Source organism: Acidovorax sp. 69 (genome assembly GCF_002797445.1).
GTDB lineage: Bacteria > Pseudomonadota > Gammaproteobacteria > Burkholderiales > Burkholderiaceae_C > Acidovorax.
This window is the reverse complement of sequence record NZ_PGEP01000001.1, coordinates 554137-580616: the sequence shown is the minus strand read 5'-3', so window position 1 is coordinate 580616 and position 26480 is coordinate 554137. Positions and strand designations below refer to the sequence as shown.

At 62.3% G+C, this 26480-nt stretch carries 28 protein-coding genes and 1 pseudogene; 5 read left to right on the top strand and 24 right to left on the bottom strand.

The window, feature by feature from the left end:
* Positions 1-12: 12 nt before the first annotated feature.
* From rpmJ to CLU85_RS02610, 19 genes are all read right to left on the bottom strand, one after another.
* A complete protein-coding gene (gene rpmJ / locus CLU85_RS02700; protein ID WP_005793651.1) occupies positions 13-126 on the bottom strand; it encodes a 50S ribosomal protein L36 in 114 nt (37 codons plus the stop codon).
* A 144-nt stretch (positions 127-270) separates the two neighbouring features.
* Complete coding sequence (gene secY / locus CLU85_RS02695) at positions 271-1590, bottom strand: preprotein translocase subunit SecY (protein WP_100408936.1); 1320 nt, start codon at positions 1588-1590, stop codon at positions 271-273.
* Between the two features lie 24 nt (positions 1591-1614).
* Positions 1615-2046 (bottom strand): 50S ribosomal protein L15, encoded by a 432-nt coding sequence (rplO, locus tag CLU85_RS02690; RefSeq protein WP_100408935.1) that lies wholly within the window; start codon positions 2044-2046, stop codon positions 1615-1617.
* Between the two features lie 10 nt (positions 2047-2056).
* Entirely contained in the window at positions 2057-2239 is a 183-nt protein-coding gene (gene rpmD / locus CLU85_RS02685; RefSeq protein WP_007861725.1) for a 50S ribosomal protein L30, read from the bottom strand.
* A 13-nt stretch (positions 2240-2252) separates the two neighbouring features.
* The gene (gene rpsE, locus CLU85_RS02680) at positions 2253-2771 is read right to left on the bottom strand and encodes a 30S ribosomal protein S5 (protein WP_100408934.1); all 519 of its coding nucleotides are present in this window, start codon (positions 2769-2771) and stop codon (positions 2253-2255) included.
* Positions 2772-2788: 17 nt separating this feature from the next.
* Positions 2789-3154 (bottom strand): 50S ribosomal protein L18, encoded by a 366-nt coding sequence (rplR, locus tag CLU85_RS02675; RefSeq protein ID WP_005793639.1) that lies wholly within the window; start codon positions 3152-3154, stop codon positions 2789-2791.
* Between the two features lie 11 nt (positions 3155-3165).
* The gene (gene rplF / locus CLU85_RS02670; RefSeq protein ID WP_100408933.1) at positions 3166-3699 is read right to left on the bottom strand and encodes a 50S ribosomal protein L6; all 534 of its coding nucleotides are present in this window, start codon (positions 3697-3699) and stop codon (positions 3166-3168) included.
* Between the two features lie 25 nt (positions 3700-3724).
* Positions 3725-4120, bottom strand: coding sequence for a 30S ribosomal protein S8 (gene rpsH / locus CLU85_RS02665; RefSeq protein WP_100408932.1), 396 nt, complete (start codon positions 4118-4120; stop codon positions 3725-3727).
* Between the two features lie 20 nt (positions 4121-4140).
* Positions 4141-4446: a 30S ribosomal protein S14 gene (gene rpsN, locus CLU85_RS02660; RefSeq protein ID WP_100408931.1), complete on the bottom strand. Its 306-nt coding sequence runs from the start codon at positions 4444-4446 to the stop codon at positions 4141-4143.
* An 8-nt stretch (positions 4447-4454) separates the two neighbouring features.
* Positions 4455-4994: a 50S ribosomal protein L5 gene (gene rplE / locus CLU85_RS02655; protein ID WP_092698010.1), complete on the bottom strand. Its 540-nt coding sequence runs from the start codon at positions 4992-4994 to the stop codon at positions 4455-4457.
* Positions 4995-5003: 9 nt separating this feature from the next.
* A complete protein-coding gene (gene rplX / locus CLU85_RS02650) occupies positions 5004-5324 on the bottom strand; it encodes a 50S ribosomal protein L24 (protein WP_055395669.1) in 321 nt (106 codons plus the stop codon).
* 9 nt (positions 5325-5333) lie between these two features.
* On the bottom strand, positions 5334-5702 hold the full coding sequence (gene rplN, locus CLU85_RS02645) for a 50S ribosomal protein L14 (protein ID WP_007861702.1): 369 nt from the start codon (positions 5700-5702) through the stop codon (positions 5334-5336).
* Positions 5703-5897: 195 nt separating this feature from the next.
* Positions 5898-7493 carry a glycerol-3-phosphate dehydrogenase/oxidase gene (locus tag CLU85_RS02640; RefSeq protein WP_100408930.1) on the bottom strand — a complete coding sequence of 532 codons (1596 nt, stop codon included), beginning with the start codon at positions 7491-7493 and terminating at the stop codon, positions 5898-5900.
* Positions 7494-7674: 181 nt separating this feature from the next.
* Positions 7675-9408 (bottom strand): ABC transporter substrate-binding protein, encoded by a 1734-nt coding sequence (locus CLU85_RS02635; RefSeq protein WP_100408929.1) that lies wholly within the window; start codon positions 9406-9408, stop codon positions 7675-7677.
* 187 nt (positions 9409-9595) lie between these two features.
* Positions 9596-9904 carry a DUF2160 domain-containing protein gene (locus CLU85_RS02630; RefSeq protein ID WP_100408928.1) on the bottom strand — a complete coding sequence of 103 codons (309 nt, stop codon included), beginning with the start codon at positions 9902-9904 and terminating at the stop codon, positions 9596-9598.
* 12 nt (positions 9905-9916) lie between these two features.
* Positions 9917-10729 carry a carbohydrate ABC transporter permease gene (locus CLU85_RS02625; protein WP_100408927.1) on the bottom strand — a complete coding sequence of 271 codons (813 nt, stop codon included), beginning with the start codon at positions 10727-10729 and terminating at the stop codon, positions 9917-9919.
* Positions 10722-11618, bottom strand: a complete 897-nt coding sequence (locus CLU85_RS02620; RefSeq protein ID WP_100408926.1) for a carbohydrate ABC transporter permease — start codon at positions 11616-11618, stop codon at positions 10722-10724. Before CLU85_RS02620 ends, CLU85_RS02625 begins: the two co-directional genes overlap by 8 nt.
* Positions 11615-12691 (bottom strand): ABC transporter ATP-binding protein, encoded by a 1077-nt coding sequence (locus CLU85_RS02615; RefSeq protein WP_100408925.1) that lies wholly within the window; start codon positions 12689-12691, stop codon positions 11615-11617. Before CLU85_RS02615 ends, CLU85_RS02620 begins: the two co-directional genes overlap by 4 nt.
* A 1-nt stretch (position 12692) precedes the next feature.
* Positions 12693-13784, bottom strand: a complete 1092-nt coding sequence (locus CLU85_RS02610; protein WP_100408924.1) for an ABC transporter ATP-binding protein — start codon at positions 13782-13784, stop codon at positions 12693-12695.
* Between the two features lie 192 nt (positions 13785-13976).
* Between CLU85_RS02610 and CLU85_RS02605 the strand changes: the two genes are divergently transcribed.
* The 3 genes from CLU85_RS02605 (at position 13977) to proC (ending at position 17339) form a co-directional block, all read left to right on the top strand.
* Positions 13977-14741 (top strand): DeoR/GlpR family DNA-binding transcription regulator, encoded by a 765-nt coding sequence (locus CLU85_RS02605; protein WP_100408923.1) that lies wholly within the window; start codon positions 13977-13979, stop codon positions 14739-14741.
* Between the two features lie 194 nt (positions 14742-14935).
* Positions 14936-16429, top strand: a complete 1494-nt coding sequence (gene glpK, locus CLU85_RS02595) for a glycerol kinase GlpK (RefSeq protein WP_100408921.1) — start codon at positions 14936-14938, stop codon at positions 16427-16429.
* Positions 16430-16502: 73 nt separating this feature from the next.
* Entirely contained in the window at positions 16503-17339 is an 837-nt protein-coding gene (proC, locus tag CLU85_RS02590) for a pyrroline-5-carboxylate reductase (RefSeq protein WP_100408920.1), read from the top strand.
* Between the two features lie 58 nt (positions 17340-17397).
* Here proC and ubiA read toward each other — a convergent pair whose 3' ends face one another.
* The 5 genes and pseudogenes from ubiA to recG form a co-directional block, all read right to left on the bottom strand.
* On the bottom strand, positions 17398-18282 hold the full coding sequence (ubiA, locus tag CLU85_RS02585) for a 4-hydroxybenzoate octaprenyltransferase (RefSeq protein ID WP_100408919.1): 885 nt from the start codon (positions 18280-18282) through the stop codon (positions 17398-17400).
* Between the two features lie 121 nt (positions 18283-18403).
* A complete protein-coding gene (locus CLU85_RS02580; RefSeq protein ID WP_100408918.1) occupies positions 18404-18907 on the bottom strand; it encodes a Dps family protein in 504 nt (167 codons plus the stop codon).
* 115 nt (positions 18908-19022) lie between these two features.
* The gene (locus tag CLU85_RS02575; protein ID WP_100408917.1) at positions 19023-20762 is read right to left on the bottom strand and encodes a dipeptidase; all 1740 of its coding nucleotides are present in this window, start codon (positions 20760-20762) and stop codon (positions 19023-19025) included.
* A 163-nt stretch (positions 20763-20925) separates the two neighbouring features.
* Positions 20926-21891: a LysR substrate-binding domain-containing protein gene (locus CLU85_RS02570; protein ID WP_100408916.1), complete on the bottom strand. Its 966-nt coding sequence runs from the start codon at positions 21889-21891 to the stop codon at positions 20926-20928.
* A gap of 4 nt (positions 21892-21895) precedes the next feature.
* A pseudogene (gene recG / locus CLU85_RS02565) lies at positions 21896-24039 on the bottom strand (ATP-dependent DNA helicase RecG).
* 111 nt (positions 24040-24150) lie between these two features.
* Between recG and CLU85_RS02560 the strand changes: the two are divergent.
* Both CLU85_RS02560 and CLU85_RS02555 read left to right on the top strand, forming a co-directional pair.
* Positions 24151-25431 carry an HD-GYP domain-containing protein gene (locus CLU85_RS02560; protein ID WP_100408915.1) on the top strand — a complete coding sequence of 427 codons (1281 nt, stop codon included), beginning with the start codon at positions 24151-24153 and terminating at the stop codon, positions 25429-25431.
* Between the two features lie 39 nt (positions 25432-25470).
* Positions 25471-26427, top strand: coding sequence for a 1-phosphofructokinase family hexose kinase (locus CLU85_RS02555; protein ID WP_100408914.1), 957 nt, complete (start codon positions 25471-25473; stop codon positions 26425-26427).
* The last annotated feature ends 53 nt before the right edge of the window (positions 26428-26480 follow it).

Sequence of the window (26480 nt, the reverse complement as noted above, 5' to 3'; positions counted from 1 at the left end):
AATACTTTCCAATCAACCTTGGCGCTGCTTGTGACGCAGATCCGTGCAGATCACGCGCACCACACCCTTGCGGCGGATGATCTTGCAGTTGCGGCAGATTTTTTTGACCGAAGCCGAAACTCTCATTGCATTCTCCTAAAACTTTTCCATCCGTCCCGGCTGCTTTGCACGGAACACAATTTGTGCCCGCGAAACAATCGGGGGGCGCCAACTAAACGATATCCAACTTGCAGGCAGCGCGCGCCATAAGGCTGCCACCTTCCTCAACCATCAACTGCCCGCATTGCCTTTGAAATTGGCTTTTTTGAGCAGTGATTCGTACTGTTGCGACATCATGTAGTTCTGAACCTGAGCCATGAAGTCCATGGTCACTACCACAATGATCAGCAGTGAAGTACCGCCGAAGTAGAACGGAACGTTGTACTTCAAGATCAAAAACTCTGGCAGCAAACACACGAAGGTAATGTAGACAGCACCCGCCAAGGTCAGGCGAACCAGAATCTTGTCGATGTACCGAGCAGTCTGTTCACCTGGGCGGATACCCGGAATGAACGCACCACTCTTCTTCAAGTTATCTGCAGTTTCCCGGCTGTTGAATACCAGTGCCGTGTAAAAGAAGCAGAAGAAAATGATCGCGGCAGCGTAGAACATGACATAGATGGGCTGACCAGGAGTCAACGCACCCGAAATATCCTTCAACCAGCGCATCGACTCCCCTGCACTGAACCAGTTCACCACCGTTGCCGGCAGCAGAATGATCGACGATGCAAAAATTGGAGGAATCACACCCGCCATGTTCAACTTCAGGGGCAGGTGCGACGACTGACCGCCGTATACCTTGTTCCCCACCTGTCGACGGGCATAGTTCACCAAGATCTTGCGCTGACCCCGCTCAACAAAGACCACGAAGTAAGTCACCAGACCCACCACAATGACAATGAAGATAGCAGCCAGAATGCTCATGGCACCCGTGCGAACGAGTTCCAGAAGTCCGCCGATCGAACTGGGCAGGCCTGCAGCGATTCCGCCGAAAATCAAAATCGAGATCCCATTGCCCAGACCACGCTCGGTAATTTGCTCACCCAACCACATCAGGAACATGGTACCGGCGGTCAAACTCACTACTGCGGTCACACGAAAACCAAGACCTGGGCTTAACACCAGACCTGCGGAGCTTTCCAACGCCACAGCAATACCCAAGGACTGGAACAGGGCCAAACCCAGCGTCCCGTATCGGGTGTACTGCGTGATTTTCCTGCGGCCAGCCTCACCTTCTTTCTTCAGCTGCTCAAACGAGGGCAACACGTAACTCATCAACTGCATGATGATCGATGCCGAGATGTACGGCATGATCCCCAACGCAAACACAGTGAAACGCGAAAGCGCACCACCCGAGAACATGTTGAACAAGTTCAGGATGCCGCCTTGTTGGCCACTGAACAGCTGCTGGAGTTGGGCTGGATCGATACCAGGCACAGGGATATGAGCCCCAATGCGATATACGACCAGCGCAAGCAACAGAAAAACCAGACGACGACGCAGGTCGCCGAATTTCCCGGTCTTTGCAATTTGAGCCGCGCTAGTAGCCACAGATGCCTTCCTTCAGAGTCACACTCAGGCGACGCTGCCACCAGCAGCTTCAATAGCTGCCTTGGCACCAGCCGTAGCGCCCACACCATTGAGCTTGACAGCCTTGGTCAGGGAACCGCTCTTGATGACCTTGACCACCTTGGCCAGTTCACCAATCAGACCTGCTTGCTTCAACGCCAGAACGTCCACTTCCGCGAGGCCGAGTTGCTCCAGTGCCGTCAGAGTCACTTCTGCGTTGAACTTGAGCAAGTGCGACTTGAAGCCACGCTTGGGCAAGCGACGTTGCAGAGGCATTTGACCGCCTTCGAAACCGACCTTGTGGTAGCCACCGGAACGGGACTTTTGACCCTTGTGACCACGGCCAGCGGTCTTGCCCAGGCCGGAGCCGATACCACGGCCTACACGGCGCTTGGCATGCTTGGCGCCGTCTGCGGGCTTGATGCTATTGAGTTCCATGATCTATCTCTCAGAGGACTTTGACCAGATAGCTGATCTTGTTAATCATGCCGCGCACTTCGGGCGAGTCCTGCAGTTCGCTCACGCTATTGAGCTTGCGCAGACCCAGGCCGCGGACGGTGGCGCGGTGCGATTCTTTGGTGCCAATCGGGCTGCGCACCAGTTGAATCTTGACGGTTTGTTGCGTAGTCATAGTCAACTTCCAATCAGGCGAAGATGTCTTCAACCGCTTTGCCACGCTTAGCAGCAACTTGCGACGGAGTCGTGGAATTCACCAACGCGTCAAACGTGGCGCGAACCATGTTGTAAGGGTTGGACGAACCATGGCTCTTGGCCACGATGTCGGTGATACCTACCACTTCAAAAACAGCGCGCATTGGGCCGCCAGCGATGATGCCGGTACCCTTAGGAGCTGGATGAAGTTCCACCGATGCAGCACCGTGGTGACCCTTCACCGAATGGTGAATGGTGCCGCTCTTGAGCGAAACCTTCATCAGGTTACGACGGCATTCTTCCATCGCTTTTTGCACGGCAGCTGGCACTTCTTTCGACTTGCCCTTGCCCATGCCCACGCGGCCATCACCGTCGCCAACCACGGTCAGTGCGGCGAAACCGAGAATACGGCCACCCTTCACGACTTTGGTCACGCGGTTGACCGCGATCATTTTTTCGCGCAGACCGTCGTCCTGGCCTTCGCTCTGCACTTTGGGTTGAAATTTAGCCATTTTGTATTCCGCTCCGCTTAGAACTGCAGGCCGGCTTCACGGGCTGCGTCGGCCAAAGCCTTGACGCGACCGTGGTAGGCAAAGCCTGCGCGATCAAATGCAACCTTCTCGACGCCTGCTGCCTTCGCTTTTTCAGCGATGCGCTTGCCGATGATCTGGGCTGCAGCGGCATTGCCACCCTTGCCCGAACCGCCAAGGGACTTGCGAACATCGGCTTCTGCCGTAGATGCGCTTGCCAGCACCTTGCTGCCGTCGCCGGAAATCACACTGGCGTAGATATGGAGGTTCGTACGGTTCACGGTGAGACGAGCCACGCCTTGCTGTGCAATGCGGATGCGGGTCTGGCGCGAACGACGAAGACGCTGCTCTTTCTTGGTCAACATGTTGCAGCTCCTTATTTCTTCTTGGTCTCTTTGATCGTGATCTTTTCGTCCGAATAACGGATGCCCTTACCCTTGTAGGGTTCGGGAGGACGAACAGCACGAATCTCAGCAGCGATCTGACCCACACGCTGACGATCAGCACCCTTGACCACCACTTCCGTGGGGGTAGGGGTGGCAACCGTGATGCCAGCGGGCATTTCGATATTGACCGGATGCGAATAGCCAACAGCCAGGTTCAGCTTGGAACCCGAGGCCGCAGCCTTGTAGCCCACGCCAACCAAGCTCAGCTTCTTTTCAAAACCCTTGCTGACACCGACAACCATGTTGTTGACCAACTGGCGAATCGTGCCGCTCATGGCGTTTGCTTCGCGGGAGTCGTTGGCAGGCTCAAAGCTGAGCTTGCCTTCGTTGCTCGACACTTTCACCAGCGCATTTTGCGCCAGGGACAGTGCACCGCCAGAACCCTTGACAGAGATCTGATCACTTTTCACGGACACATCCACACCTGCGGGGATGGTCACGGGCATTTTTCCTACTCGGGACATTTCAGTTTCTCCTCAATGCCGCGGGTTAGGCCACGTAGCAGAGCACTTCGCCACCGACACCGGTAGCGCGCGCTTTGCGATCGGTCATCACGCCCTTGGGCGTTGTGACAATAGCCACACCCAGACCGTTCATGACTTGTGGAATGGAATCATGGCCCTTGTAGACACGCAGTCCAGGGCGACTGACACGCTCGATGCGCTCAATCACAGGACGACCTGCGTAGTACTTCAGGGCAATTTCGAGTTCGGACTTGCCAGCTTCGGTTTTCACCTGGAAGCCGTCGATATAACCCTCGTCCTTCAGCACCTGGGCAATGGCAATCTTCACTTTGGAAGAAGGCACCAGAACCGTGGCCTTAGCGACCATCTGTGCATTACGGATGCGGGTCAGCAAGTCAGCGATAGGATCACTCATGCTCATGTTGTATCTCTCCTGCCTGCTTACCAGCTGGCCTTGGTGACACCGGGGATGTCGCCTGCAAAAGCCAGTTCGCGGATCTTGGCGCGAGCCAGACCGAATTGACGGAAGGTGCCACGTGGACGACCGGTGATTTCGCAACGGTTACGCTGACGCGTGGGATTTGCATTGCGCGGGAGCTTCTGCAAACCCAGACGGGCTGCGTCACGCTCTTCGTCGCTGCGCTTTGCGTCGCCAGCGATTGCCTTCAGTTCCGCATACTTCACTGCGTACTTGGCTGCCAATTTTTCGCGCTTCAGTTCGCGCTGGATCAAAGCTACTTTAGCCATGCTTCGCCTCAGTTCTTGAACGGGAAACGGAAACCAGCGAGAAGCGCCTTGGCTTCTTCGTCGGACTTGGCCGTCGTGGTGATACTGATATTGAGACCGCGCAAGGCATCGACCTTGTCGTACTCAATTTCAGGGAAGATGATCTGTTCTTTGACGCCGATGTTGTAATTGCCACGACCATCGAAGGCGCGACCAGAGATACCACGGAAGTCACGGACACGGGGCAGCGCCACGGTCACAAAACGATCCAGGAACTCATACATCTGAACGCCACGCAGCGTAACCATGCAACCAATGGCCTGACCTTCGCGGATCTTGAAACCGGCGATGGCTTTCTTGGCCTTGGTCACCACGGGCTTTTGACCAGCAATCTTGGTCAGGTCCGCCACGGCGTTGTCCATTACCTTCTTATCCGAAACAGCTTCGCTCACACCCATGTTCAGGGTGATTTTGGTCAGACGCGGAACCTGCATAGGCGAGGTGTAGCCAAACTGTTTGATCAGTTCGGGAGCGACTTTGTCGCGGTAAATTTCTTGCAGTCGTGCCATGTTTACCCCTTAGGCCGCCTTGATTTCAGCGCCGCTGGACTTGAACACGCGAATGCGCGAACCGTCAGCCTGCACCTTGATGCCCACGCGATCAGCCTTGCCCGTGGCGGCATTGAAAATGGCCACATTGGACTGATGGATAGGCATGGACTTTTCAACGATGCCGCCCGTCGTACCCTTCATGGGGTTTGGCTTGGCGTGCTTCTTGACCAGATTGATGCCATCGATGACCACATAGGAGTCATCCTTGCGCAGCGACACTGTGCCGCGCTTGCCCTTATCGCGCCCTGTCAGCACGATGACTTCGTCGCCTTTGCGAATCTTGTTCATGGCGCGTCCTTAGAGAACTTCAGGAGCCAGGGACACGATCTTCATGAACTTTTCGGTACGCAGTTCACGCGTCACGGGTCCAAAGATGCGGGTGCCGATAGGCTCCAACTTTGCGTTCAGCAACACTGCAGCGTTGCCATCGAATTTGACGAGCGAGCCATCGCCACGACGAATACCCTTCGCCGTACGGACAACCACTGCACTGTAAACCTCGCCTTTTTTGACGCGGCCACGTGGAGCAGCTTCCTTGATGCTCACCTTGATGATGTCGCCAACGCTTGCATAGCGACGCTTGGAACCACCCAGCACCTTGATGCAAAGGACGGACTTAGCGCCGGTATTGTCGGCAACCTCTAACCGAGATTCTGTCTGGATCATTTCAATATTCCCAACTTGCACCAGAAGACCACGGCCCCAGAGAACTTCTCAAGGGCTGCAGATCAGCCAGTCAGTCTTGGGCCCGTCGTCCGCACCGCAAACCATTTGCGACACTTCCCGCTGGGCAGAAACTTCACGCTTGAAACGCGAAGCCCTCGATTATGGCAAATGACTTTTGAGAAGTCAAGCGCGTTATCACAAAGGAACGTGCAGATACTGCTGCGCCAGGGCCAGGAATGCTTCCAGCTGAGGGTCCGACCCCAACTCCTCGCGCAAAATGCCGGCCACCACAGGGGCCAGCTGTATGGCTTTGCGCGCATCCAGGAACAGCAGCCTGGACCGGCGAGCCAGCACATCCTCTACCGTGCAGGCGTACTCATACCGCGCAGCAAAACGCACCATGGCCTCCGTCAGGCCACCCTCCAACACCCTCTGCGCACCAGGCATCCCCAGGACCACAGCCGCCTCGCTGCCGTAAGAGTGCACACCCTGGGCGTCGCTGATGCGATGCTGCACAGGCCCTTGGGGCGTACCCACCAGGGGCAAATGATTGGTTACACCAGCCGGTTTTTCGGCAAGCAGACCCGCAGTGAAGCATTTTTGCAACACATCTTCGGCCATCGCCCGGTAAGTGGTCCATTTGCCCCCTGTTACGGTGACCAGGCCGCTGCGGCTGGCCAGCACCGTGTGCTCACGACTGATCTTTTTGGTGTTGTCTCCGTCGTCATCCTGCGGCTTCACCAAAGGACGCAGGCCCACCCAGATGCTGCGGATGTCCTCCACCTTGGGTGCACGGGTCAGGTAGCGTGCCGATTCTTCCAGAATGAAGCTGACTTCCTCACGGAAAGGCGTCGGCTCGCGCACGATGTCCTGGCGCGGGCTGTCGGTGGTCCCCAGGATGAGCTTGCCCAGCCAAGGCACCGCAAACAAGACCCGGCCATCGGCCGTCTTGGGCACCATCAGGGCGTGGTCGGAGGGCAGGAATTCGCGGTCCACCACGATATGCACCCCCTGGCTGGGCGCCACGATCGGCTTGACGGGGCGGCCGATGGCCTCGCCATCCATCTGGCGCAGGGTGTCCACCCAGACCCCTGTGGCATTCACCACCGCGCTGGCGCGCACCGTGAACTGCCGCCCACTATCAGCATCCTCACAGACAAAACCGGCCACCTTGCCGCCTTCGTGGACCAGCGCGCGCGCGGGGCAATAGTTGACCACCAACGCCCCCAAGCCAGCCGCAGTGCGCGCCAGGGCCAGTGCCAGGCGCGCATCGTCAAACTGCCCATCCCAATACTTGACACCCCCTTTGAGCCGCTCGCTCCGGGCCGTCGGGAGGCATTCAAGGGTACGTGCGCGCCCCAAAAACTGGGTAGCACCCAGCCCGGCCTTCCCGGCGAGGGCGTCGTACATCATGAGCCCGATGCCATAAAAGGGCGTCTCCCAGAAGCGATACGACGGCATGACAAAGGGCAAGGGCTGCGCCAGATGGGGCGCGTTGTGCAACAGGGTGGTGCGCTCGTGCAGCGCTTCGCGCACCAGCGCGATATTGCCCTGCGCCAGATAGCGGACCCCACCATGCACCAGCTTGGTAGCGCGGGACGACGTCCCTTTGGCGAAGTCGTGTGAATCCACCAGGACCACACTGAACCCCCGCGCCGCTGCATCCAGAGCAACCCCCAGCCCCGTCGCGCCCCCGCCAATCACCGCGAGGTCATAGTGGTGCGGCTGGGCCAGACGAGCCAGCAAGTCGGCGCGTTGCGTCGGAAGGGGGGCAGCAGAGACAGTGGTCATGGGAGCGATTGTCCATGGGCGGAGCGAGAAACTAGGGTTTACCCTTTATTTCCCGACACTTCCGGGGAGGAAACCGCCCTCGGCACAGAAACTGTCGAGGACGGCATGGAGTGAAAAAGGCAGCCAGAGACCTTGTGAGCCCTGGCTGCCAGCAGGTTGTCAAAACACGGTCGTCACCGACTCAACGCGTTTTGCCATCCTTCCAAGCCTGCAGCAGCTTGTCGTAGGCAATGGTTTCGCCCTTTGGCTTCTCGTTGGCCAACTTCTTCCAAGGGGCCTGCTTGTCACTCAGCCACTTGTTGGGGTCTTCCTTTTTGTTGAGCTTGGGCGCGCAGTGGGCCATGCCGGCGCGCTCCAGGCGTGCCATCACCTGGTCCATCTCGTCGGCCAGCGTGTCCATGGCGCCTTGCGGGGTCTTTTCACCCGTCACGGCCTGGGCTACGTTCTTCCACCACAGCTGGGCCAGCTTGGGGTAGTCGGGCACGTTGGTACCTGTGGGCGACCAGGCCACGCGGGCGGGGCTGCGGTAGAACTCGACCAAGCCACCCAGCTTGGGCGCTGCATCGGTCATGGCCTTGGACTGGATGTCGCTCTCGCGGATCGGGGTCAAGCCCACCAGGGTCTTCTTGAGCGAGGTGGTCTTGGCGGTCACAAACTGGGCATAGAGCCAGGCAGCGGCCGTCTTGCTGGCGTCATGATCCTTGAAGAAGGTCCAGCTACCCACGTCCTGATAGCCGTTCTGCATGCCCTGCTTCCAGTACGGGCCGTTGGGGCCGGGAGCCATGCGCCACTTGGGTGTGCCATCGGCATTCACCACAGGCAGACCGGGCTTGGTCATGTCGGCCGTGAAGGCGGTGTACCAGAAGATCTGTTGCGCGATCTGGCCCTGGGCAGGCACGGGGCCGGCTTCGCCGAAGGTCATGCCCGTGGCTTCCTTGGGCGCGTACTTCTTCATCCAGTCCACGTACTTGGTCAGCGCATAGACGGCAGCAGGCGAATTGGTCGCACCGCCGCGGGCCACCGAGGCGCCCACGGGTGTGCACTTGTCATCGGCCACACGGATGCCCCACTCGTCGATCGGCAGGCCATTGGGCGCACCGATATCCGCCGAGCCGGCCATCGACAGCCAGGCATCGGTGAAGCGCCAGCCCAGCGACGGGTCCTTCTTGCCGTAATCCATGTGCCCGTAAATGGCCTTGCCGTCGATCTGCTTGATGTCATTGGTGAAGAACTCAGCGATGTCCTCGTACGCACTCCAGTTGAGTGGCACGCCCAGGTCATAGCCGTACTTGGCCTTGAACTTGTCCTTGATGTCCTTGCGGTCGAACAGGTCGGCGCGGAACCAATACAGGTTGGCGAACTGCTGGTCAGGCAACTGATACAGCTTGCCGTCGGGTCCCGTGGTGAACTTGGTGCCGATGTAGTCCTTCAGGTCGATGCCGGGGTTGGTCCACTCCTTGCCCGCGCCGCCCATATAGTCCGTCAGACTCATGATCTTTCCGTAGCGGTAGTGCGTACCGATCAGGTCCGAGTCGGAAATCCAGCCGTCATAGATCGACTTGCCCGACTGCATGGAGGTCTGCAGCTTCTCGACCACGTCGCCTTCCTGGATCAGGTCGTGCTTCACTTTGATGCCCGTGATTTCCTCAAAGGCCTTGGCCAGGGTCTTTGACTCGTATTCATGGGTGGTGATGGTTTCAGAAACCACCGAAATTTCCTTGATGCCCTTGGCCTGGAGCTTCTTGGCAGCGTCGATGAACCACTTCATCTCGGCCATCTGCTGGTCTTTGCTCAGCGTGGATGGCTGAAACTCACTGTCGATCCACTTCTTGGCTTCGGCCTCGCCCGCCCAAGCGGCCTGCCCCAATGCCAGGGTGGCGGCGGCGAAAGCGATCGCCGTGAACTGCATCTTCATTGTTGTCTCCTCAGATGGAACCCCCGTGGTGGATGAACACCGGCCCGGGGGGAAATCGGGCCGGCGCTTGTCATCATCAAAAACAATAGCTGCTAGCGCTTTTCATTGCTTTGTTTTAGATAGATTTCACATTGAATCCGTTATTTATCAGGCGTCAGCAGCTATCTTTTTGATACTGCAAAGCGCTTCAACCTTTGCGCAGGATCAGCGCCAGCAGCGCCATCGACAACACAAAACTGATCCAGATCGTCGGGTCGCCCTCCAGGCTGAACCACTGGGCAAGCTTGCCGCTGATGCCCACGAAAATCAGGTTCACATAGGCCGCCGACAGCAACCCGATAAACAGACGGTCGCCGCGCGTGGTCTCCAGCGGCAGAAAACCTTTGCGCATCACGGTGGGCGACTTGATCTCCCACACCGCCATGCCAATCAGCATCAGCACGATGCAGATAAAAAAGACTGCCACGGGCAGCGTCCAGGCCATCCAGTCAAACATTTCGCAGCCTCCTCAAACCCGACCCATCGCAAAGCCTTTTGCGATGTAGTGGCGAACAAACCAGATCACGATGGCGCCCGGCACGATAGTCAGCACACCGGCCGCGGCCAGGGTCGCCCAGTCCATGCCGGATGCGCTCACGGTGCGCGTCATCGTCGCGACGATGGGCTTGGCGTTCACGCTCGTCAGCGTGCGTGCCAGCAGCAGTTCGACCCAGCTGAACATGAAGCAGAAGAACGCGGCCACGCCCACACCCGCCTTGATGAGGGGCAGAAAGATCTTGATGAAAAACTTTGGAAAGCTGTAGCCGTCAATGTAGGCCGTCTCGTCAATCTCGCGCGGGATACCGCTCATGAAGCCCTCCAAAATCCACACCGCCAGCGGCACGTTGAACAGCAGGTGCGCCAGCGCCACGGCGATGTGCGTGTCCATGAGCCCCACGGTGGTGTAAAGCTGAAAGAACGGCAGCAAAAACACCGCGGGTGGCGTCATGCGGTTGGTCAGCAACCAGAAGAACACATGCTTGTCACCCATGAACTGGTAACGCGAGAACGCATAGGCCGCTGGCAACGCCACGGTGAGCGAGATCACCGTGTTGATGGCCACATAGATCAGGCTGTTGATGTAGCCCGAGTACCACGATGCGTCGGTGAAGATCGTCTTGTAGTTGTCCCAGGTGAAATGCTGCGGGAAGAACGAGAACGTTGACAAGATCTCCGCGTTGGTCTTGAAGCTCATGTTGATCATCCAGTAGATGGGCAACAGGGCAAACAGCAGGTACGCGATCAGGAACAGCGTGCGTTTTTGGAAGCGTTTTTCATTCATGGCCAGCCCCTTCGTCGCTGACGGTGCCCACGCGCTGCATCCAGTTGTAGAGGATGAAGCACAGCAGCAGGATGATGAAGAAATAGATCAGCGAGAACGCTGCGGCGGGGCCCAGGTCGAACTGGCCCACGGCCTTGGTCGTGAGGTACTGCGAGAGGAACGTGGTCGCATTGCCTGGCCCGCCGCCTGTGAGCACAAAGGGCTCGGTGTAGATCATGAAGCTGTCCATGAAGCGCAGCAGCACCGCAATCATCAGCACACCGCGCATCTTGGGCAGCTGGATGTAGCGGAACACCGCAAACTTGCTCGCGCCGTCGATGCGGGCCGCCTGGTAGTACGCATCAGGGATGGACCGTAGCCCGGCAAAGGCCAGCAGCGCCACCAGCGGCGTCCAGTGCCACACGTCCATCAGCAGCACCGTCAACCACGCCTGCGTGGCGTTGCCGGTGTAGCTGTATTCAATGCCCATCTCCTGCAGCATGCGGCCCATCAGGCCAATGTCGGCGCGGCCATAGATCTGCCAGATGGTGCCCACCACGTTCCAGGGGATCAGCAGCGACAGGGCCACCACCACCAGCACGGCAGACGACTTCCAGCCCTGGGCAGGCATGGACAGCGCCAGCAAAATGCCCAGCGGAATCTCCACCGCCAACACGGCCAGCGAGAACGTGATCTGCCGCCACAGGGCCGCATGCAGCTCCTCGTCGCGCATCACAGCGGCAAACCACTCGGTGCCCACGAACACGCGGCGCTCGGGGCTGATGATGTCTTGCACCGAATAATTCACCACCGTCATCAACGGCAAGATGGCCGAGAAAGCCACGCAGATGATGACCGGCAGGATCAGGAACCAGGCCTTCTGGTTCACGGGTTTGGTCGTGGTGCTCATGCCAGCAGCTCCTCGTTTTGGTAGTAGCAGGTGTGCTCACCCAGCACCTGCAGCCACACCGTGTCACCCGCCGAAGGCAACCGTGTCTCCGGGCTGAAGCGGGCCTTGAGCGTGTACTCACCCACCTTGGCGGTCAGCATCAGATACGTGCCGATGTCTTGCACCTGCGCCACCGTGCAGCCGATGGCGCCGGGTTGACCTGCGGATGCCAGCGCCAAATACTCAGGCCGCACACCCACCTGCAACGGCCCCGCCGGCAAGGCACGCCCCGCAGGGGCCAGCAGGCGGTGGCCGGCGATGCTGAGCTGACCGCCATCCACCTGCGCTGGTAAAAAGTTCATGCCTGGCGAGCCGATGAAGTGGCCCACAAACACATGCTGAGGCCGCTCGAACAGCGCATCGGCCGAGCCCACCTGCACGGCACGGCCTCGCGTCATCACCACCACCTGGTCCGCAAAGGTCAGTGCCTCCACCTGGTCGTGCGTCACGTAAATCAGCGTGAGCTTGAGCTCATGGTGGATCTGCTTGAGCTTGCGACGCAGCTGCCACTTGAGGTGCGGGTCGATCACCGTGAGCGGCTCATCGAAAAGCACGGCCGCCACATCGGCACGCACCAGCCCCCGGCCCAGCGATATCTTTTGTTTGGCGTCCGCCGCCAGGCCCGCAGCACGCTGATTGAGCTGCCCGCTCATCTCCAGCATTTCGGCGATCACACCGACGCGCTGCTTGATCTGATCCTCGGGCACCTTGCGGTTGCGCAGCGGGAACGCCAGGTTCTCGGCCACCGTCATGGTGTCGTAGATCACGGGGAACTGGAACACCTGGGCAATGTTGCGCTCTTGCGGGCTGGCACGCGTCACGTCGCGGCCGTCAAACAGCACCTTGCCGTGTGAGGGCACGAGCAGGCCCGACATGATGTTGAGCATGGTGGTCTTGCCACATCCCGAGGGGCCGAGCAGCGCATAGGCCCCGCCGTCCTCAAACTCCATCTTCAAAGGCAGCAGCGCATAGTCACTGTCTTGCTGCGGGTTCGGCTTGTATGAATGCGCCAAATCCAGACTGATACGGGCCATCTCAGCGCCCTCCTTGTATGGCGAGGTGTCGCACGGGCGCCCAAGCCAGCCGGCCATCGGCGCCAAACACGTAGGCCTGTCCCGGGTCCAGATGCAGCGTGATGGCCGTCCCAAGTTCAAAATAATGCACACCGGTGAGCTGTGCGACCAAATCCCCCCAGGGCGTGGAGGCATGCACGAAGGTGTCGGAGCCCGATATCTCAGCCAGCTCTACCACCCCGGCCACGCTCACATCGCCAGGGCGGGCCACCACACGCAGCGCACTGGCCCGCAGGCCTACTGTCAGCCCAGCCGCAGTGGCCACCCCCTGTGGCAGGGGCAGTGTCAGCTCTGCCCCCCCTTGCAAACGCACACCCTGCGCCGTGGCAGACGCCGCCATCAGGTTCATTGGCGGGTCGCTGAAAGCACGCGCCACACGCAACGAATTAGGCGCGTGGAACACCTCGGCGGTAGGGCCGTACTGCAGCAACTGGCCCTCGTCGAGCACCGCCGTGTAGCCACCCAACAGCAGGGCCTCACCCGGCTCGGTGGTGGCATACACCACGGTGGATTGCCCCGCCGCGAACAACTGCGTCAACTCCTCACGCAACTCCTCGCGCAGCTTGTAGTCCAGGTTCACCAAAGGCTCATCCAGCAGCATCAGGGGCGCTCCCTTTGCCAGAGCGCGCGCCAGCGCCACCCGCTGCTGCTGGCCACCCGACAACTCGGCCGGATAGCGATCCAGGAACATGTCGATGTGCAGGCGGCTGGCAATCTCGCGCACCCGGGCGTCGATGTTTTTTTCGCCGCGCAGCTTCAGGGGCGACGCAATGTTGGCCGCCACCTTCATGGAGGGGTAGTTGATGAACTGCTGGTACACCATGGCCACGTTGCGGTCGCGCACGGGCATGCCGGTCACATCCACGCCATCCACTTTGACCGTGCCCGAAGTCGGCGTATCCAGCCCAGCCATGATGCGCATCAGACTGGTCTTGCCCGCCTGTGTGGCACCCAGCAGCACCGTGACGGCACCGCTCTGGAGCGCCAGGCTCATGTCATACAGCCAGGTCTGTGCCCCCACCTTCTTGCTGATGCTGTCCAATGCCAGCTGCATCACGCAACCTTTCTTTGTAGCCCGAGGGCTTGGTGAAATCGCCGCTGCCGACACTCCGGACGCAGCAGGCCCTCTCGTTTTCGATTGCGTTCATTTTTGTTCTTTTCTGATCGTATCGAATCAAGGTTTACCCTTAACAGGTTCCTTTTTGTTCGATTTAAAGTATCTCTACCCCTTAGCCGATTGATTCGCGTGAATACGAACCCCCGACAACTGCTGCTTCTGGAAGAAGTCCGTGCGCGCAAGTCCGCCACGGTCGAACAATTGGCCGACACCCTGGGCGTGACCCTGCAGACGGTGCGGCGCGATGTGCAGCGCCTGGCCGAATCGGGCCTGCTCACGCGCTTTCACGGCGGCGTGCGCGTGCCCAGCTCCACGGTAGAGAACCTGGCCCACACCCAGCGCGAGACGCTGCACGCCGAAGGCAAGGCGCGCATTGCACGCGCGGTGGCCGAACAGGTGCCCAACGACTGCTCGCTGATCCTGAACATCGGCACGACCACCGAAGCCATTGCCAAGGCGCTGCTGCACCACCGGGGCCTGCGTGTGATCACCAACAACCTGAACGTGGCCGCCATCCTGAGCGGCAACCCCGAGTGCGAGGTGATCGTGGCCGGCGGCGTGGTGCGCGCCCGCGACCGGGGCATCGTGGGCGAAGCCGCCGTGGACTTCATCCGCCAGTTCAAGGTGGACATTGCGCTCATCGGCATCTCGGGCATTGAGACCGATGGTTCACTGCGCGACTTCGACTACCGCGAGGTGAAGGTGGCGCAAACCATCATCGAGCACGCGCGCGAGGTCTGGCTGGCCGCCGACCACAGCAAGTTCAACCGCCCGGCCATGGTGCAGTTGGCCACGCTGGCGCAAATCGACCGGCTGTTCACCGATGCGCCGCCGCCTGAACCTTTTCCTGCATTGCTCCAGGACGCGGAAGTCATCTGCACCGTGGCCGCATGAAAGGCAGAGTGCAACCCCCTGAGGCGCGTCGCGCCTTCCCCCTTCTCTCGAATTGCGTTGCAATTCGGCAAGGGGGACACCGCCAGCGCGGCGGGGCGGCCCTTGCGCGGCGGTCGCCGGCATTGGCTGCACGCTTTCATTGGCCAGCTCTCCAAATTTGGGCTGAACTACATGCTTGAAAAACCTGTTCTTCTATGACCTACCTGCTCGCACTCGACCAAGGCACCTCCAGCTCCCGCAGCATCGTTTTTGACGAGGGCGGCCACATCGTGGCGCAGGCCCAGCTGGAGCTGCCGCAGATCTACCCACAGCCGGGGTGGGTAGAGCACGACCCGCTGGAGATCTGGCGCACCCAGCTGGCCACGGCACGCGATGCCCTCGCCAAGGCAGGTATTGATGCCAGGGCGATACGTGCCGTGGGCATCACCAATCAGCGCGAGACCACCGTGCTGTGGAACCGCCAAACCGGCCAGCCCGTGCACCACGCCATCGTGTGGCAAGACCGCCGCGCAGAACCCGCCTGCGCCCAGCTGCGCGAACAAGGCCATGCCGCCACCATCCAGGCCAAGACGGGCCTGCTGGTGGACGCCTACTTCTCAGGCACCAAGCTGCAGTGGATGCTGGACCACGTGCCCGGCGCACGCGAAGCGGCCGAGCGCGGCGAGCTGGCCTTTGGCACGGTGGACAGCTGGCTGATGTGGAAGCTCACGCACGGCCAGGTACATGTGACCGACGTGAGCAACGCCTCGCGCACCATGCTGTTCAATGTGCACACCAACCAGTGGGACGACGACCTGCTGGCGCTGTTGCGCATTCCCAAGGCGTTGCTGCCCGAGGTGCTGCCGTCCAGCGCCCACTTTGGCGACATCGCCCCCGACCTGCTGGGCCACGCAATCCGCATCGGCGGCGTGGCGGGCGACCAGCAAAGTGCGCTGTTCGGCCAGGCCTGCTTCACCGCCGGCATGGCCAAGAACACCTATGGCACAGGCTGCTTCATGCTCATGCACACGGGCGGCACGTTCCAGACGTCGCAGAACGGCCTGCTCACCACCAGTGCAGCGCAAGCCACGGCCCAGCCCGAGTTCGCCATGGAAGGCTCGGTTTTCGTGGGTGGCGCCGTGGTGCAGTGGCTGCGCGACGGCCTGCGTGCCATCTCCACCAGCGGCGAGGTCGAGTCGCTGGCGCAAAGCGTGCCCGACTCGGGCGGCGTGATGATGGTGCCCGCCTTCACGGGCCTGGGCGCGCCGTACTGGAAGCCCGACGCGCGCGGCACCATCACGGGCCTCACCCGCGGCACCACGCTGGGCCACATCGCCCGTGCGGCGCTGGAAAGCATTGCCTACCAAAGTGCCGCCCTGCTGCTGGCCATGAGCCGTGATGCCGTGGCCGCTGGCGGCGCGCCCGTGAGCGAGCTGCGCGTAGACGGCGGTGCCTGCATCAACGATTTGCTGATGCAGTTTCAGGCCGACCTGCTGGGCATTCCGGTGGTGCGCCCAGCCGTCATCGAGACCACCGCACTGGGCGCTGCCTATCTGGCAGGGCTGTCGAGCGGTGTGTACGGCAGCACGGATGAACTCTCGAAGCTGTGGCGCGCTGATCGGCGTTTTGTGCCCACGCTCAGTAGCGCGCGCGCGCAGGAGCTGATGGCGAACTGGGAACATGCCGTGCGGCAAACAACGGCTGATTGATGCCGCCGCGCGCCGGATGGCAGCGCGGCGGCGCTACCATCGTGGCCCCTGTTGTTGCCACCTTGCACCTCCCATGAGCCAAACCGCCGCATCCCCCTCCCTTCCCATCATCGCCTTCATCGGCGGCGGCAACATGGCCAGCGCCATCATTGGCGGGCTGATCCACCAAGGTCACCCCGCCAGCCAGATCGAGGTGGTCGAGCCCTGGGCCGATGCGCGCGAAGCACTGCGCAAGAACTACGGCATCGAAGCCCAGGCCGAGGCGGGCCCTGCCCTGCAGCGCGCCCGCATCGTGGTCTGGGCCGTCAAGCCCCAGACCTTCAAGGACGCCGCCGCACAGGCCAAGGCCCACACCACAGAGGCCCTGCACCTGAGCGTGGCCGCGGGCATCCGCTCGGACAGCATCGCCCAATGGCTGGGCACCGAGCGCATCGTGCGCACCATGCCCAACACGCCCGCACTGGTGGGCAAGGGCATGAGCGCGATCTACGCACGCCCCACGGTGACCCGCAGCGAGCGCCAGAGCGTGGAAGCCATCATGGCGTCCACCGGTGAGTTCCTGTGGGTGGAGAGCGAGAAACAACTGGACGCCGTGACCGCACTCTCGGGCTCTGGTCCGGCCTACGTCTTCTATTTCCTCGAAGCCATGACCCGTGCCGGCGTGGGCATGGGCCTGAGCGAGCAGCAGGCGCACCAGTTGGCCGTGGGCACGTTTGTGGGCGCGTCCGAACTGGCCCGCCGCTCGGACGAAACACCCGCCGTGCTGCGCCAGCGTGTCACCTCCAAAGGCGGCACCACGTATGCGGCGCTGCAGTCGATGGAGGCCGCAGGCATGGCGGCCAGCTTTGAGGCGGCCATGCGCGCCGCCGAGCACCGCGCCCACGAGCTGGGCAATGAATTTGGCGCGTGAGCCTGAATTTTTAAGTGTTTTTGGCCTCTAGCGCTTACCCATCAAGCGCCAGAAGCTATTAATTTGAGAGCATCGCCCGCACCAGGTAGCTGACCGCGATGCCCGCAAACACCGTGGCGCCCAGCCAGTGATTGATGCGGAACGCCTTGAAGCAACCCTCGCGGGTGCGGGTGCGGATGAGCGTGAAGTGCCACACGGCCTGCGCCAACGCCACAGCAAGCGCTACATAAAAAATAGCACCCAAGGCATAGGGCTGTAGCGCTACCACCCAGATACCCAGAAAAAGCAGGTAAAAAGCCGCGATGGCGGCCACATCCAGCCGCCCCAGGGTGATGGCCGAGGTCTTGATGCCGATCTTCAGATCGTCGTCACGGTCCACCATGGCGTATTCGGTGTCATAGGCCAGCACCCAGAACATATTGCCCAGCCACATCCACCACGCCACGGCAGGCACACTGCCCTGCACGGCGGCAAACGCGATGACGATGCCGAAGTTGAACGCAATGCCCAGCACCGCCTGCGGCATGGAAATGATGCGTTTGGTGAACGGGTAGGCAATGGCCACCAGCAAGGCGGGCACCGACCAGAGGATGGCGGCCGTGTTGGTGGTGAGAACCAGACCGAAGGACACCAGTGCGAGCACCGCCCCCAGGCCCAGCGCCTCTTTCACGCTCACAGCACCGGTGGTCACCGGGCGCTGCGCGGTGCGTTTGACGTGTTTGTCAAAGTCGCGGTCAGCCACATCGTTCACGCAGCAGCCCGCGCTGCGCATCAGAAACGTGCCAAGGACAAACACCCCCAGCAGGTGCCAGCCCGGAAACCCGTCGGCGGCAATCCACAGCGCGCTGAGCGTGGGCCACAGGCACACCAGCCAACCGGCGGGACGATCCCAGCGGATCAGGTCAAGGTAGAGGGAGAAACGGCTGCGGGGTGCGGAAGTCATGGGGCCGGATTTTCACAGATGCCTGCGCGCCTCCAAGCCTCCAACAAAAACGCCCGCAGACCTTGCGGGCTCCGGGCGTAGGGTGCAGGCGTGGGCAACTGCCACGCAACGCCGCTGCGGCTTACTCCTCCAGCAGCGAACGCAGCATCCAGGCGGTCTGCTCATGCACCGTGAGGCGCTGGGTCAACAGGTCGGCCGTGGGCTCGTCGCTGGCTTTGTCGGCCAAGGGGAACAGGCTGCGCGCGGTGCGGGCCACGGCCTCGTGGCCTTCAACCAGCACGCGCACCATGTCCAATGCCTTGGGGGGCTTGGCGGGTGCATCGGGCACCGTGGCCAGCTTGCCGAATTCGGCATAGGAGCCCGGCGCCACATGGCCCAGAGAGCGGATGCGTTCGGCGATCGGGTCCACGGCGTTCCACAGTTCGGTGTACTGCGCCATGAACATGGTGTGCAGCGTATTGAACATGGGGCCCGTCACGTTCCAGTGGAAGTTGTGGGTGGTGAGGTACAGCGTGTAGGTGTCGGCCAGCAGGCGCGACAGGCCCTGGGCGATGGCAGCGCGGTCTTTGTCGCTGATGCCGATGTTGATGCTGGGGGCGGTGGTGGTCTTGGCAGCTTTGGCCATAGAGGCTCCTTCGTTCAAATGCAATCGATGGACATGCCGCGCCGTGATGTCCCGGTGGGGTTCCGTGGCCCCAGCGCGGCGGCTCGTATTCACTTTAGCGCAAGCCCCAAATCCTTCACTGCATCTGGCTCAAGTTTCCGATGCGTACCAGCATTTCGGTGAACATCTGCATGTCGGCATCCAGGTCGGCCACTTCCTTGAATTCCTTCGCGTTGTGGGCCGTGTACTTCTTGCCCGGCATGGCGGGGCCGAAGTTGATGGCGTTGGGCATGAGCTTGGCCGTGGTGCTGCCGGCGGTGGGCACGGGCCTGGCTTCAAGGCCGGTGGTGTCGCCAAAGGTATTGAGCAAGGTGGCCAGCCAGGCGCCCTGGGGGTCGCGGGCCATCCAGTTGCCTTGGCTGTGATCGACCTCCACCGCCACACCGGCCTGGGCGCCCCAGGCCTTGATGCGTTCGGTGGTGGCCTTGGCCAGCGCCTCGGGCGTGTTGCCACGCGGCATGCGCACGTTCACCAGCACATCGACCCTGCCGTCTTTCTCACGGATCAGGTTGGGCGACATCGTCAGCGGGCCCATGAAGTCGTCGCTGTAGGCCAGGCCCAGGGGGCGGCCCAGGTAATCCATGCCATACAGGTCAGCGATGTATTTCACGGCCTGGGCATAGCCATTGGGAGCCAGCGCAACGCCCGCCTCCTTGAGGAACAGCGCGAGACGCGGCAGCGGGTTCACGCCTTCTTCAGGGCGCGAGCCGTGGGCTGAGACGCCCGTGACCTTGACCAGCACGTCTGCGCCATCGCGCGAGACATCGATGCCAAACTTGCCGCCCTGCCCGGTGTACTTGCCGACAAACGCGTCCTTGGCTGCGCTCAACTGGCGGGCCGTGGCGTCGGCATTGCCGCCGCGCAGGCGCGCCGTGGCGGACTGGGGTACGGCGTTGGCCGATGCAGCACCGGCCATGGACACGATGGTGGGCTGGTTGCCTGCGGCGGCGCCCAACGCAAAGGTGGTGCGCAGCGCGCCCGAGCCCTTTTCGGCTACCACGGCGGGGTACTTGCTGTCGAGCACGATGTTGTACTCGGGCAGCGCGGTCTTGGCGCGGTAGTACTTCATCGCGTCGCCACCGGTTTCTTCGGTGGTTTCGATCATGAGGCGGATGGTGCGGGCCAGCGGCAGGCCGCTGTCCTTCACGGCCTTCATGGCGTACAGCACGGTGGCGATGGAGCCCTTGTCGTCAATGGAGCCCCGGCCATACAGGTTGCCGCCCACGCGGGTGAGCTTGAAGGGGTCGAGCTTGGTGCCGTCGTCCAGCACCCACTCATCGGCCACCACAGGCACCACGTCGGCGTGGGTCAGGATGCCGAACTCTTCAGGGCCGCTACCGGGCAGCTTCACTTCAAAGATGCGGTTGTCCACGTTGCGGTACTGCAGGCCAAAGTCTTTGGCCATGCTTTCCACCAAAGCCCCAAAGGCAATGATGTGCTTGTCTTCGTGCGGCGGCAGCTTGTCGGCGCGCACCGTGGGGATGGCCACCATCTTCGCGGTGGCGTCGATCACCGCCGCCTGGTTGCGCAGGCGGTTGTGCAAGCCCAGCAAACGGCTGATGTTGACCAGGTCATCGCCAGCCAGGGGTTTCTTCGCCAGGTAAGCGGCCACGGCCGGTTGCAGGTCAGGCTGCATCTGCGCCGCCAGCGCCAGGAACTGGCGAAAATCGCCGGTGGCCGCCGCTTCAGGCGCTGCTGAGATGCGATCGAGCGCAGGCTTTTTGAGCGTGGAGGCTGCAGGCGCAGTGGTGGGGGAGATGGTCGAACAGGCCGTCAGGGCGGCGGCCAATGTAGCGGTCAGCCAAAGCTTCTTCATGGGAACCTCTTGTCTTGTAGAGAGAGCGGAACGCAGCCGGACGATCGTCAGCGGACACTGCGAAACATGCATGCCAAACCTGCGTGGGGCCAGGTCGGCCAGCGCAGGGGCGGCGCGAGTGTAGCGCCGATTTTCTGTGGCAAACCGGTGCCACCAGGCCCGCTCAGGACAGGCGCGTCACACCCGGCAACTCGCACGCATAGATGGCATTGCGCAGGGCCGCAATGGCCTCGTAGCGCGTGAAGCTGCGGCGCCAGGCCAGCACCACCCGGCGCGTGGGCGGCGGGCCGCCATCTTCCTCGCGGATGGGCAGGTAGCGGATGTAGGTCTCGTCACTCTTGCGGCGGCGGGATACCGTCAGCAGCGCATCACGCGGCACCGACAGGCGCGGCACCAGTGTCACACCCATGCCAGCGGCCACCATGTGTTTGATGGTCTCCAGCGACGAGCCCTCGAACGATTTGCGAATGCCCTCGGCATTGCTCGCAAAACGCGCAAACTCGGGGCAGACCTCCAGCACATGGTCGCGAAAACAGTGGCCCGCACCCAAAAGCAGCATGGTTTCGCTCTTGAGTTCGGCCGCCGTGACAGATTTTTGACCCGCCAGCGCATGGGTGCTGGGCACTGCAGCCATGAAGGGCTCGTCATACAGCGGCGCCATGGCCAGGCCGGTGTCGGGAAAAGGTTCAGCCAGGATGGCGCAGTCGATCTCTCCGGTGCGCAGCATCTCCAGCAGCTTGACGGTGAAGTTCTCCTGCAGCATCAGCGGCATCTGCGGCGTGCGTGTGATGGACTGGCGCACCAGCTCGGGCAGCAGGTAGGGCCCGATGGTGTAGATGACGCCCAGTGTGAGCGGCCCAGCCAGCGGGTCCTTGCCGCGCTTGGCGATTTCCTTGATGGCCGCCGCCTGCTCCAGAACGCTCTGCGCCTGGCGCACGATGTCTTCGCCCAGCGGCGTCACCGTCACCTCGCCCGCGCTGCGCTCAAAGAGCTTCACATCCAGCTCTTCTTCCAGCTTCTTGATGGCCACCGAGAGCGTGGGCTGCGACACATAACAGGCATCGGCCGCATGACCAAAGTGTTTTTCGCGGGCCACGGCAACGATGTACTTGAGTTCGGTGAGGGTCATGGTGTCATGCCTTGAGATAGTCCGATTTTCCACCCAACCAGCGCGCCACGTGTTTGGCGGCCAATTCGGGGTAACGGTCGAGCATCTGCGGTGCCAGTTCGCGCGCCCATTCGAGCAGGTGGGTGTCGGTGGCCAGGTCGGCAAACCGCAGCAGTGCATCGCCCGACTGGCGCGCGCCCAAAAACTCGCCGGGGCCGCGGATCTCCAGGTCGCGCCGGGCGATCTCGAAGCCGTCGTTGGTCTCGGCCATGGCGCGCAGGCGCTCCTTGGCAGTTTCGCCCACCCGGCCGCTGTCGTTGGTGGCGTACAGCAGCACGCAGGCCGACGCCGCCGCGCCCCGCCCCACCCGGCCGCGCAGCTGGTGCAGCTGGGAGAGGCCAAAACGCTCGGCATGTTCGATGACCATGAGCGAGGCGTTGGGCACGTCCACGCCGACCTCGATCACGGTGGTGCTCACCAGCACGCCCATCTGGCCGCTGGTGAACAGCGCCATCACGGCCTTCTTCTCGGCCGTGGGCATGCGCGAGTGCAACAGGCCCACCATGCAGCCCGGCAAGGCCTCGCTCAGGTCCGCGTGGGTGGCGGTGGCGTTGGAGAGATCCAGCGCTTCGCTCTCTTCGATCAGCGGGCACACCCAGTACACCTGTCGCCCGGCGTCCACCTGAGCGCCGATGCGCTCAATCACCTCGTCCTTGCGGCTGTCTGCGATGAGTTTGGTGACGATGGGGGTGCGGCCCGGTGGCAGCTCGTCGATGACCGATACATCGAGGTCGGCGTAGTAGCTCATGGCCAGCGTGCGCGGGATGGGCGTGGCGCTCATCATCAGCATGTGCGGCTCCATGCCGTGCGCCGCCAGCTTTTGCCGCAGGGCCAGCCGCTGCGCCACGCCAAAGCGGTGCTGCTCGTCAATGATGGCCAGCGCCAAATTTTTGAACTGCACCTGCTCCTGGATCACGGCGTGCGTGCCCACCACCAGCGCAGCCTCGCCGCTGGCCACCAGCGCCAGCACGGCGGTGCGGTCCTTCTTTTTCTGCCCGCCCACCAGCCAGGCCACCTTGCGGCCGCGCGCGGCCAGCAGGGGTTCGAGCCAGCCAATCATCTTGGCAAAGTGCTGCTCGGCCAGGATTTCGGTGGGTGCCATCAGCGCACATTGCCAGCCTGCGTCCATGGCCAGGCAGGCGGCCAGGGCGGACACGATGGTTTTTCCGGACCCCACATCGCCTTGCAGCAAGCGGTGCATGGGCACTTGGCGGGCCAGGTCCACGGCGATTTCTTCACCCACGCGGCGCTGGGCAGCGGTCAGGTCAAACGGCAGCACGGCCATGAGTTGCTCATGCAGGGGCAACCCGCCCGCAAAAGACCTCTGTGCCAGCAACACGGGCGCGCGCAGCATCTCCCGTTCGCGGCGCGACTGCTGCTGCGACAACTGCTGGGCCAGCAGTTCTTCCGCCTTCAGGCGCTGCCAGGCAGGGTGGCTGTGGTCTTCCAGCGTGGACAGCGCTACATCGGGCGCAGGGTGATGCAAAAAAGTGAGCGCCTCGCGCAAGCTGAACAGGCGCTGCAAGCCGCTTTGATGCAAATAACGCGCACTCGGGGGTTCGATGCCTGGGGGCAGCGTGTTTGACAGGTCCACCCGCGTCAGAGCGCCAACCACTGCGCGGCGCAGGTAGGGCTGTGGCAAACCCGCCGTGGTGGGATAGACGGGCGTCAGTGCCGCGGGCAGTTCGCCGCCGGCCAGCCTGAACGCCGGGTGCAGCATCTGGCGCCCCCAGAAGCCACCCTTGACTTCCCCCGGATGCGCAGGTGAGCGCCCACAGACAGTGTTTTCTGGTGCGACGGATAGAAGCTGAAGAAGCGCAGCTCGCACGACCCCGTGGCGTCTTCCACCTGCACCACGAGTTGGCGGCGCGGACGCAATTGCACCTCACTCGCCAACACCGTGGCCTCGATCTGCACCATCTGCCCGTCGCGCGCATTGGCCAGCGGGGTGATGCGGGTTTCATCCTCGTAGCGCAGTGGCAGATGCAAGGCCAGGTCGATGTCGCGGCGCAAGCCCAGCTTCTGCAGCGCTTTCTGCGCCACCGACGCCCCGCCCTTGGCGGCGGCCGGGGCAGGGGTTGTGGGGCGGGCTTTGGCAGAGGCAGGCATTGGGAGCAATTTGCTAGGGAAAACGATCGGTCATCGCAACCCAAAAAGGCTACCATGGTTACCATTGCTAACGTCTGCAAACGGCGTGTTTTCGAGTCCAGGGCTTCCGTCATGCTCAAGCGCATTCAAATCCAACACCTCACCCTGGGCATGTATCTGCACGAGTTCTGCGGCTCGTGGATGGAGCACCCGTTCTGGCGGGCCAAGTTCCTGCTCAAAGACCCCAAGGACCTGGCCCGCATCCAGTCCACCGCCATTCACGAATGCTGGATTGACACCTCCAAGGGCCTGGATGTGGCCAGCGGCACGGCATCGGTGTCGCGCGAAGAGGTGGACGCCCAGATAGAAACCGACTTCAGTCGCCTGGAGGACCTGCCCCCCATCAAGGTGAGTTTGCCCGTGCCGCCCCCCCCGCCGGTGCGCAGCCGCACGCCCACCGACATGCGCAGCGAACTCACGATGGCCGCAGCCATCTGCGTGAAATCAAAACAGGCGGTGGTGTCGATGTTCAACGAGGCCCGCATGGGCCGCGCGGTGGATTCGGCGGCGGCGCAAAGCCTGGTCGAGGAAATTTCAGACTCCGTCACCCGCAACCCCGGCGCACTGATCAGCCTGGCCCGCCTGAAAACGGCTGACGACTACACCTACATGCACTCGGTCGCGGTCTGTGCCCTGATGGTGGCACTGGCCCGCCAGCTCAGGCTCAATGACGAACAGGCGCGGCTCGCCGGCATGGCGGGTCTGCTGCACGACCTGGGCAAGGCGGCCATTCCGCTGGCGGTGCTCAACAAGCCCGGCAAACTCACCGACAAAGAATTCACCGTGGTGCGCAGCCACCCGATGGAGGGCTTTCACATGCTCAAAGAGGGCGGCAACGTGCCCGACGCCGTACTCGATGCCTGCCTGCACCACCACGAAAAAATCGACGGCTCAGGCTACCCCGACAAGCTGCAGGGCGACGGCATCAGCGTGATCGCCCGCATGACCGCCATCTGCGATGTGTACGACGCCATCACCTCTGACCGCCCCTACAAAAGCGGTTGGGACCCTTCCGAATCGCTGCGGCGCATGGCCGAATGGACCACCGACCACTTCGACCCACGCCTGTTCCAGGCCTTCGTCAAGAGCATTGGCATCTATCCCGTGGGCTCGCTGGTGCGACTGACCTCGGGACGCATTGGCGTCGTCACGGAACAGGCCCCGACGGCCCTCACCACCCCCATCGTCAACGTGTTTTTTTCGACCAAGTCCGACCTGCGCATCCCCCCGGAGCGGGTGGACCTGGCGGCCCCTGGCTGCACCGAAAAGATCGTGGCGCGCGAAGACCCTGAAAAATGGCGTTTCCCGGACCTGGACGAGCTGTGGTCGGGCTTTGCGGAAAATGCCTGGTAGCTCACGCATGCCTTTCGCTTCGCCCTGCATGGTGGCCCCGTGCCCGCACTGATCACCCTCACCCTGAACCCGGCGCTGGACCTGGCCACCACGACAGACCACGTGGCCCCCACCCACAAGCTGCGTTGCGGCCCCGTGCAGCGCTTTGCGGGCGGCGGCGGCATCAATGTGGCACGGGTGCTGCACCGCTTGGGCGCTGATGTGTTGGCCTGGGCGCTGGCGGGTGGCGCGGCGGGCGCACAGGTGCAGCAATTGCTGGCCGATGAAGGCGTGCCCACAACACTGCAGCCGATTGCGGGCGACACGCGCGAGAACTTCTCGGTGGTCGAGACCAGTACGGGCCAGGAATTTCGGTTTGTACTGCCCGGCCCCACGCTGCAAGCCACCGAATGGCAGGCCTGCCTGGATGCGCTGACGGCCCACACCCCGTCGCCCCGCTGGTTCATTGCCAGCGGCAGCCTGCCGCCCGGCACGCCCGATGACTTCTATGCGCAACTGGCACGGGCCCTATCGGCCCGGGGAGTGCGTGTGGTGATCGACACATCGGGCCCACCGCTGGCCGCCGCATTGCAGGCCGGCGTGGCGCTGGTCAAGCCCAGCCTGCGCGAGCTGCGCGACGTGGTGCAGCAGCCACTGGAACACGCGGCCGACTGGTGTGTCGCCGCCCGATCCCTGGTTACGAGCGGCGCGGCCGAGATCGTGGCCCTGTCGGTGGGCGAACAGGGCGCGGTGCTGGCCACGCGCGAGGGCATGTGGCAGGCGCCAGCGCCGAACATGCCCGCTACGACCGGCACCACGGGCGCGGGGGACTGCTTTTTGGCGGCGCTGGTCTGGGCGCTGGACCGGGGCGATGCGCCTGCCGAGGCGCTGCGCTGGGGCGTGGCAGCAGGCGCTGCCGCCTTGCTGCATCCGGGCACCACCCTGGCCCAGGCCGATGACGTGCAACGGCTGGTGCACAGCGTACCGGCACCGGTGGCATTCACCACCTCGCCCTAGCACCGCACCTGCAGGGCCTACAGGGCCTGCAGCCCCATGGGACAATCGCCCCT